The sequence below is a fragment of the Streptomyces sp. NPDC058683 genome (assembly GCF_042716195.1).
In the GTDB taxonomy this organism is placed as follows: Bacteria; Actinomycetota; Actinomycetes; order Streptomycetales; family Streptomycetaceae; genus Streptomyces.
In genome coordinates this window covers 1-2,305 of the sequence record NZ_JBHXSK010000128.1, presented here as the reverse complement: position 1 = coordinate 2,305, position 2,305 = coordinate 1, and the positions used below count along the sequence as shown (strand labels likewise).

At 57.6% G+C, this 2,305-nt stretch carries 1 rRNA gene; it reads right to left on the bottom strand.

Annotated elements, in window-relative coordinates:
* Nucleotides 1-1,113 (bottom strand): 16S ribosomal RNA (locus tag ACFWXC_RS52955); the annotation flags it as partial.
* Nucleotides 1,114-2,305: the final 1,192 nt, after the last annotated feature.

Genomic DNA, 2,305 nt, shown 5'->3' with positions numbered 1-2,305 from the left:
CCCCCTGGAGCCCAAGCACTTTGATTTCTCGTAAGGTGCCGAACGCGTCAAAAAATAACATCGTCCGATCCCTAGTCGGCATAGTTTATGGTTAAGACTACGACGGTATCTGATCGTCTTCGATCCCCTAACTTTCGTTCCTGATTAATGAAAACATCCTTGGCGAATGCTTTCGCAGTAGTTAGTCTTCAGCAAATCCAAGAATTTCACCTCTGACAGCTGAATACTGACGCCCCCGACTATCCCTATTAATCATTACGGCGGTCCTAGAAACCAACAAAATAGAACCGCACGTCCTATTCTATTATTCCATGCTAATGTATTCGAGCAAAGGCCTGCTTTGAACACTCTAATTTTTTCACAGTAAAAGTCCTGGTTCCACCCACAGCCAGTGAAGGCCATGGGATTCCCCAGAAGGAAAGGTCCAGCCGGACCAGTACTCGCGGTGAGGCGGACCGGCCAGCCAGACCCAAGGTTCAACTACGAGCTTTTTAACTGCAACAACTTTAATATACGCTATTGGAGCTGGAATTACCGCGGCTGCTGGCACCAGACTTGCCCTCCAATTGTTCCTCGTTAAGGGATTTAGATTGTACTCATTCCAATTACGAGACCCAAAAGAGCCCCGTATCAGTATTTATTGTCACTACCTCCCCGTGTCGGGATTGGGTAATTTGCGCGCCTGCTGCCTTCCTTGGATGTGGTAGCCGTTTCTCAGGCTCCCTCTCCGGAATCGAACCCTAATTCCCCGTTACCCGTTGCCACCATGGTAGGCCACTATCCTACCATCGAAAGTTGATAGGGCAGAAATTTGAATGAACCATCGCCGGCGCAAGGCCATGCGATTCGAGAAGTTATCATGAATCACCAAAGAGCCCAGAGGGCATTGGTTTTTAATCTAATAAATACATCCCTTCCGAAGTCGGGATTTTTAGCATGTATTAGCTCTAGAATTACCACAGGTATCCATGTAGTAAGGTACTATCAAATAAACGATAACTGATTTAATGAGCCATTCGCAGTTTCACAGTATAGATTGCTTATACTTAGACATGCATGGCTTAATCTTTGAGACAAGCATATGACTACTGGCAGAATCAACCAGATACCTTGTTCCTCCCGGACGTAGCCCGGCGGCGCGGTGTTACCCGGCACCCCCGGCGCCCGAAAGCCCCCGAAGGGGCAGAAAGCACGTAGGTATTCACTCTGGAAGGGGCGACGTAGGTCACCCGGCTGCAGTGGCGCCCCCGGCGTACCGGGAGGCCCCTAGCAACCATCCAATTGCCCTCACTGGTAGCCCATCAGGCACCCTCCGCACGCAGGGGACCGCTGACCGCCAGGGGCGGTGCAACAGGCTGCGGCATCGGGGCCTCTGGCGGGGAGACCAGGCCCAAGAGTCACGCCGGCGAACGGCGGCTACGCAAGGGTGGCGCTCCCCATGGATTGGGACGGATAGGAAGGTTGGCCAGCGGCCAGCAACCCACACCGAACCCTCACCGTGCCTGAGACACTGCACACGCAAGAATCCAGGACTTCAACACGCCGGGGGAGGACGGCCACGGGGGGTTTTACGCCCCCAGGCGCCCATTCCAGCGTGCTTGCCGGCTGCGAGCCTCGCTGAAGCCTAACCGCGGAGGTTGGAGACCATCAGCTCGGACAGGTAGCCTGCCAGGTATGGAAGGGGTGTAGGAGAGGCGATCCCAGCCGAAGCCGGGTTGCCCTCTCTACATAGATCCTGCGACCCCATCTGAGGGCCGATCCGGGACGCAAACGTTGGGCCGTGCAAAAGTCATTCCGGGGGCACGATCCTGTATGGACCAAAGGCGGTGGCAGAAAAAAGCCCATACAAACTGGGCCTGCAGATTCGCCCGTTCGGACGAACAAGGGGGACTTGGTCAAATCCACGTCGATTCCGGCCGCACCCACCGGCCACCGACCCGTCGAGGCTGGCTCGACCCCCAGGCCGCCGCTGGACCCCGTGGTCCGGCCAAGTCCCGCCGGCGCGCCAACTGGCTCCCCGCCGGGCACCACCCTCCAGGCCCCATGCCGCCTGCCCCGGGCGTCGAACAGGCCCCGGCGCGAGGCTACGCGGTCCCTGGCTCCGGGCACCCCCAGGCGGTCGACGGACGAATGTCGGTGCGGGTGGCCCAGTTCGCCTCCAACCCCGCTCCGCGCACGTCTACACGCTTCGCGGCCCTCGCTGTACTGATTCACGGCAGGGCCGCGGCCCCGGGGGGGGATGTCTGCTAGGGCTGCCTGAGAGGGGCGACATATATAGGGTGTTCAGACGTGACACCCAGGCCTC